Annotated in this window: 4 protein-coding genes and 2 pseudogenes; 1 reads left to right on the forward strand and 5 read right to left on the reverse strand. The window is 61.1% G+C overall.

The window, feature by feature from the left end:
- Positions 1-575: pseudogene (locus WAW39_RS30625) on the forward strand (alpha/beta hydrolase); the annotation flags it as partial.
- 67 nt (positions 576-642) lie between these two features.
- On the opposite strand, the gene carA reads toward WAW39_RS30625, so the two are convergent.
- The 5 genes and pseudogenes from carA to WAW39_RS30650 all read right to left on the reverse strand — a co-directional run.
- The gene (carA, locus tag WAW39_RS30630; protein WP_422323644.1) at positions 643-1,809 is read right to left on the reverse strand and encodes a glutamine-hydrolyzing carbamoyl-phosphate synthase small subunit; all 1,167 of its coding nucleotides are present in this window, start codon (positions 1,807-1,809) and stop codon (positions 643-645) included.
- Between the two features lie 349 nt (positions 1,810-2,158).
- Positions 2,159-3,730: a methionine--tRNA ligase gene (metG, locus tag WAW39_RS30635; protein WP_422323646.1), complete on the reverse strand. Its 1,572-nt coding sequence runs from the start codon at positions 3,728-3,730 to the stop codon at positions 2,159-2,161.
- A gap of 74 nt (positions 3,731-3,804) precedes the next feature.
- Positions 3,805-4,422, reverse strand: coding sequence for a hypothetical protein (locus tag WAW39_RS30640; RefSeq protein ID WP_422323648.1), 618 nt, complete (start codon positions 4,420-4,422; stop codon positions 3,805-3,807).
- A 72-nt stretch (positions 4,423-4,494) separates the two neighbouring features.
- Positions 4,495-5,193 carry a hypothetical protein gene (locus WAW39_RS30645; protein ID WP_422323650.1) on the reverse strand — a complete coding sequence of 233 codons (699 nt, stop codon included), beginning with the start codon at positions 5,191-5,193 and terminating at the stop codon, positions 4,495-4,497.
- A gap of 584 nt (positions 5,194-5,777) precedes the next feature.
- Positions 5,778-7,032, reverse strand: a pseudogene (locus WAW39_RS30650) (hypothetical protein); the annotation flags it as partial.

A 7,032-nucleotide genomic window follows, 5' to 3' on the forward strand; every position in this document is an offset into this window, starting at 1 on the left:
GTTCGACGGGCAGTTCGACGGGCAGTTCGACGGGCAGTTCGGCGGGCAGTTCGGCGGGCAGTTCGGCGGGCTCGTGCAGCGCGCTGTGGCTGGCGTTTCAAAAGGACATGGCAGATGCTGGTAGCGCGGATCCCGTGACGCGTGAATCCACGCGGCTGTGGTGTGTGGCCGTGGTGCGGGCGCAGACTTCGCTGGATCCGCAGCAGATGCAGACGTGGATTCCCAACTGCAACTACGGTGCGCATGCCTTCGGCTTCAAAGGAGAGCCGGGAACGAAGATCACGCCGTTCACGGAGTTTCTCGTCAATCGGGAAAAGATCCTGCCGTGGATCGCGGAGTATTCGCCCTATGCGCTGCTGACCGCCGATGATCCGCCGGTGCATCTCTTCTACAACACGCCTCCTGCCATGGGGCAGCCGCAGGAAAGCACGGTGCATAGCGCGAACTTCGGCGTGGGTTTGCAGCAACGGTGCTGCAGCCTCCGCGTGGAGTGCGAACGGGTCTATCCCGGAGCGCCGGGGGTGAATCACGCGGATGTAGCCCCGTATTTGATCGAGTGGCTGAAGGAGAATTGAGACAACAAAAATACCGCAGCGCGATGGCTGCGGCATGACTTTTGTACCTGCCTTGACGGCTTGAGGTTTACCTTCCAGTCTCGATCATCCGGGCGAATTCGGCGAAGAAGTACTTCGCGTCATGCGGGCCGGGGGCGGCTTCGGGGTGGTATTGGACGCTGAGGACGGGGGCTTCGCGGTGGCGCATACCTTCGACGGTGCCGTCGTTGAGGTTGATGTGCGTGACCTCGACGTTGCCGGGCAGGGAGGAGGGATCGATGGCGAAGCCGTGGTTCTGGCTGGTGATGGACACCTTGCCATTGCGCAGGTCCTTCACAGGCTGGTTGCCGCCGCGATGGCCGAACTTGAGCTTGAAGGTCTTGCCGCCGTAGGCGTGGCCGAGAATCTGGTGGCCGAGGCAGATGGCGAAGATGGGCTTCTTGCCGATGAGCTCCTTCACTTCCTTGTGAATGTAGTCGAGCGCGGCGGGATCTCCCGGGCCGTTGGAAAGGAAGACACCGTCGGGGTTCTTGGCCAGCACGTCCTTGGCGCTGGTGGTGGCGGGGACGACGTCCACGCGGAAGCCATGCTGGCGCAGGCGGCGCAGGATGTTGCGCTTCACGCCGAAGTCATAGGCCACGATGTGGTGCTTGGCTTCAGGAAGGGGATGACGCACGACGCCATCGGCACCGGGCTCGCGATTCTGGCTGGGGCTGGGGATGTCCCAGTCGCCGCTTTCCGTGCCTTCGGGGTCCCACAAGTAGGGGGCCTTGGTGGTGACTTCCTTGACGTAGTCACTGCCTTCCATGAGCGGGCTGCTGGCGGCCTGCTTCACGGCTTCCTCCGCCGTGGCGGTGGTGGTGATGACGGCGCGCATGGCGCCGCGGGTGCGCAGGTGGGCGGTCAAAGCACGTGTGTCCACGCCCTGGATGCCGGGGATGTTCCACTGCTTGAGGTAGGAGTCGAGGCTCTGGGTGCTGCGCCAGTTGCTGGGCACCTCGCAGAGTTCTTCGATGACGAAACCGCGCACGTGGGGCTGGTCACTTTCCGTATCGAGCGGATTCACGCCGTAGTTCCCGATCATGGGATACGTCATGGTCACGATCTGACCGCGATAGGAGGGATCGGTGAGGACCTCCTGATATCCGCTCATGGAGGTGTTAAAGCAGATTTCGCCGGTGTGGGTGGCATCGGCGCCGAACGCCGTGCCTTCAAACACTCGGCCGTCTTCGAGGGCGAGGAGGGCTTTCTTCATCAAGGTTGCTACGCTGGTCATAGCCAGAAGGACGGGGGGTGCAAGGGGGAAAGGGGAATGAGGGAGTGGATGGCCGCAAAGAGGCGCAAAAAGAGGGGGAGATGGGAGGGAGCGCTGTGAGGTTGGCAGGGATGGTAGGGAACCGCTGCGTCGGGTCCGTGATTTCGGGTCTGTCGCGGTGCAGGCGCTTAAAAAGAAGCGCCGTCCATATCGCAGTGGACAGCACGGATCGGAGGCGGGAGCGGTTGGAAAGGGGGTGCGTGCAGTGGCAACAGCAAGCTCTGGGACGAAGGATTCTACGGACGCGACACAGCGCGTCCCTACCATCCCTTCGTTGGAAGCCACCTCCTCACTTCTCTTCCGCAATCTCCAACCTTGGAAACAGCGGTACGGGCGCGCCGAGCTGGTGGCCGCTGGGGAGCAGGCCCCACTTGAGGTCGCTGACCTTGAAGCCGTTCGGCAGTGTCCAGCCGATCTGGGCACGGGCGGTGGCCATGGCGGTGGGCATGATGGGATTGAGCAGCACGCTGACGTGCGTGAGCGCCTCCGCCAGATGATATAGCACGCTGTCCAGGCGGGCGGCCTGCTCAGGGGCTTTGGCGAGGGAGAAGGGCTTGGTGCTGTCCACAAACGCATTCGCATGCGTGACGATCTTCCACGCGGCGGCGATGCCTTCGTGGATGTCCCAGCCGTTCATCTTTTCAAGGTAGAGCGGCGTGGCCTCGGCGACGGTCTGGCGCAGGGCTTGATTGATTTCGTCATCGTAACTGCCGGGTGTGAGCAGGCCATTGCGATACTTCTGCGCCATGTTAATGGAGCGGTTGAGCAGATTGCCCAGGCCACCGGCCAGCTCCTTGTTGTAGGACATGGAGATGCGCTCGTCACTGAAGTCGGCATCGTAGCCGGTGGCGATGTCGCGCATGAGGTAGTAGCGCAGGCCGTCGGGCGTGAAGGTGTTTGAGAGCACGTTCGGATCGATCACGTTGCCCAGGCTCTTGCTCATCTTCGAGCCCTTCACATTCCACCAGCCATGCACGATGAGCTTGGGGATCTGATCATCGGGGAAACCGAGCGCGTGCAGCATGATGGGCCAGTAAACGGCATGCGCTGGCACGAGGATGTCCTTGCCGATGATCTCGGCATCGGCAGGCCAGATTTTCTCGAACTGCGGCAGGCCTTCATTGCCCACTTCATCGGCCAGATAGCCAGCGAAGCTGATGTAATTCGTCAGCGCGTCAAACCACACGTAGTTCACGAATTTCTCGTCAAAGGGCAGGGGAATGCCCCAGCTCAGGCGCTCCAGCGGGCGCGAGATGCACAGGTCCTGCGCGTTGCCATCGAGGGAGTTGAGCACGTCGTTGGCACGGTGTGGCGGGTAGATGAAATCGGGATTGCCGCGGATGTAGTTCTTGAGCCACTCCACGTGGTCGCTGAGGCGGAAGTACCAGTTTTCCTCCTGTAGTTCCACCACTTCGCCCCACTCCTCGCCGAAGTTGCCATCAGGGCCGCGTTCTTTGTCGGTGAGGAACTGCTCCTGACGCACGGAGTAAAAGCCGCCGTAGCTCTTTTTGTAAAGCTGGCCGCAGTCGTGCAGCTTTTGCAGCATGGCCTGCACCACGCGCTTGTGCTTGATGTCCGTGGTGGCGGCCCAGCCGTCGTAGCGCACGTTCAGCTTGTCCCACAGCGCGGTGAAATGCTGCGTGACACCATCCACAAATTCCTGCGGGGACTGCCCGGCTTTGTCGGCGCTCTTTTGCACCTTCTGGCCGTGCTGATCCACGCCGGTGAGGAAGTACACCTCGCGCCCGTTCAGCCGCTGAAAGCGGGCCATGACGTCCGCCAGCACCTTTTCATAAGCGTGGCCGATGTGCGGCGGCGCGTTGGTGTAATCGATGGCAGTGGTGATGTAGTAGGGCTTCATGGTTGGCGCGGCTTTCCCATGCCTCCCTTCCTCCTGCAATTCAAGTTTTCCCTGCGATCCCTAGGTGGCGTGGCTCAATGAACCCGGGTGACAAACACGCTCGCGATGATAAGCAGGAGGCCCAGGAACACGAGAAAGAGCAGCATGATCCCGCAGAATCTCCAGAAGCGATGCTGCTCCGTGAGCGCCATGGCCAGATCTGCGGGCGACTGCGACTTCGCCAGCAAGGTGATTTGTGAGGCATAATTGCTCAGCTTCACTGCCGGGTAGAGGAGCAGGAGGGGGGCGAGCAGGCAGGTGGCACTGAATGCACGCGCTCCATCCACAGCAATGAAAAGGCAGGCCGGTATCATCAATGCGCAGCCGATTCCCATCGTCATGGAGATGAATCGCACCCACGGCCTGGTTTCGGTGAGTTCCTCTATGAGGGTGGGCGGCACCACGATGCTGGCTGCTGCGCGGGCATCGGCCATGGGGGCGGCATGCGGATGGAAGCCATCAGGATTCACGCCTGAAGGGGATGCTGCAGTATTGGCTGAACCCGCGATTTCAAACAAGCCTTGCCAGCCGGAGGCTTCACGCCAGACCAGATCCGACAACCGAAAAAAGCCGTTCTTCAGACCTTTTTCGATCTTGGAGGTTTTGAAGGTACCAAGTTCCTGCCCCTCGCGGGTGACCAAATAGACGCTCATGTGTGCCGGTCTCCCAGCAGTGACCATGCCCAAGTAGCGAGGTGTTTTGAGCGGACGGCCGGGGCCAAGACCTCAGCGCACGGCCAGCGACCAAATCAATATCAGAAGGCCAAAGCCCAGATTCGCGAGCAGCACGATGCCCTGAAACCGCCAGAAACGACGCTGCTCAGAGAGTGCGGCTGCCAGATCGGTGAACGACTCTGACTTGGTGAGCCGGGCAATGTTCAACGCATACCGTGTCAGCTTCAGCGTGGGATAGATGATGATGTAGCCAAGCCCGATGGCGATGAGATAGCTGAAGATTTTGGCCAGACCGCCAGTTTCAAAGGAGTTCCCCAAGGTGGAGGTGCCGAACAACAGACCAAACAGCATCAGCAACACAAAGCCTCCACCGACAATCCACATCACCACGGCGATGAACAGCACCCAGGGCCGGGTGTTCTGCAGCTCCTGCATGACGTCAGACGGCAGCTCTCCACTGCTGCGCGAGATCACCCTGTCCGATGCAGGCGCGGCGTAGGGGTTGAGGCTTTCAGATGGCTTTGAGGCTGGGGATTTCCTGACCAAAGAGCTGAAGGAGGATGCCAGGGCTCGGGGCTGGGGGGCGGGTGAGCTGCCGAAAATTTCAGTCAGCCCCTTCCAGCCGGACATGCCTTCGCGCCAGCCCCAGTCGCTGGGTAGAAACTGGCCGGTTTGAAGGCCTTCCTTAATTTGCGAAGCTTCAAAGGAGCCAAGATTCTGACCTTCACGGGTGACCTGATAGACGCTCATAAGTGCATGGCCTGTAGCAGCGACCTGTCCCGGATGTCTAGATGTTTTATCGAGATCTGTATGGTGAAATGGCTGTTTGTGGCTGGGGGCACGCTCCAGTAGACAAGGAGCATCTGAAAAACGCGACAGCGTCGTGGAGTGCGGTGGCAGAGATGAACGGCACAAACCTGCATCGGCGACACCGTTTTTCGTCATATCGCTTTAATTTATACGATAGCCTTCTTGGTACACAATACCGTGTGGCCACAAAGCGGATCCCCTCTCCCCGCCGCTGATGGGGCAATGCTCTAGAGGTTCTTGGGGGGGAGGTAGGGTGAGGGGCATCCCACCCTGATCGAAAGGTGCGTGCCGCCCCCTCACCCCAGCCCTCTCCCCGAAGAGAAAGTTCCGTTGTTGTCGTAAGTCAGGGGCGGGGAGAGGGAGTTCCCTTGTGGCCGCGCACTCTCTTCACTCCTTCGAAAGCGGTGCCGCGCCGAGGCTTGTCACCGCAGTCCAAGATGCTGCCGCGCATGCATGAGCGCGGGCGCTTTCGACGCCGCACTCAAGAACGCATCACCGTCTGCCAATCACGGGTGCCTTGAAGATCACTTCGGCAGCATCGTGAGGTACTGATCGTTCATCTGCTTCACCTTGGTGCGCATCGGGTCGAGCTGCGGCTGCAGCTTGGCGAGTTCGGCGCTGGCTTCGGCGATGATCTTGTCCTTCTCGGGGATTTCCTTGGTGGCGGCGGCGATGGTGGCCTCGGCGTCGGTTTTCTTCTTCTTGGCTCCTTCGAATTCACCGTTTGCCTTCGCGACTTCGGCCTTCTTGGCGTCGAGCACCTTCTGCTCGGCGTCCAGCTTGCCATGGGCGGCGGCGTAGGCCTGCTCCAGCGGCGGCAGGGCGGTCTTGGCGGCGGCGATGGCGGCATTGAGCGGGGCGATCTTGGCGGCGAAGTCCTTCTCAAGCGCAGCCGGTGCGGCCTGCTTTTCGGCGAGGGCCTTGCCTTGGGCTTCGATCTCCTTCTGGATGGCGTCACGCTGTGCACGGGGTGTGGCGGCCTGCTTCTCGGCGGCGGCGAGTTCGTTCTTGGCCTGGGCGAGTTGCTGCTCGGCGGTCTTGATCGCGGCCAAGGCTTTGTTCACGCTCTGCGGATTGTTGGCGGCGTGTGCCACATCATGAGCTTTCACTGCACCGGCTTTGGCATTCTTTTTCGCGCCGACGTCACCTTCGGCGGCCTTGATGGCATTGGCGATGTCAGCCGCTGCTTTTTCAGCTGCAGCAACTTTGGCGGTGAGAGCGGGATCGCCTGCTTTGGCAGCGAGTTCTTTCTTGGCAGCAGCCACGGCGTCAGTGACGGGCTTCTGCTTGGCGCGGGTGTCAGCGAGGGCTTTCTCAGCAGCGGCCTGGGTGGCAGTCGCGGCAGCCAGGGCGGCTTCGGCGTCTTTGTCGGTCTTCGCTTTATTGGCGAGATCAGCGGTGGCGTCAGCGTGGGCTTTTTTGGCGGCAGCCAAGGCAGCGTCTTTAGGAACGACGGCATCCTGTTTGGCCTTCACGGCTTTTTCAGGGGCAGCGAGCTTGGCATTCACTTCTGCGAGGCTCTTCTTCTTGCCTTCGATGAGCTTGGCGATGTCCTCGGCGGCTTTTTTGGCGGCGGCGATGGCTTCGTCCTTGGCTTTGGCCGCGGCGGCGATTTCAGCCTCCTTGGTGGTGATGATGGTCTTCTGCTCGTTCACCTTGGCGGCGGCAGCGGCATCGGCGTCACGGGCAGGCTTGATGGCGGTTTCGAGGCCGGCCTGCTCGCCCTGCACTTTCTTCAGCGCGGCTTCCAGTCCGGGCTGGGCGGCGGTGGATGCTGCG

The organism is Prosthecobacter sp. (assembly GCF_049294395.1).
Taxonomy (GTDB): Bacteria; Verrucomicrobiota; Verrucomicrobiia; order Verrucomicrobiales; family Verrucomicrobiaceae; genus Prosthecobacter.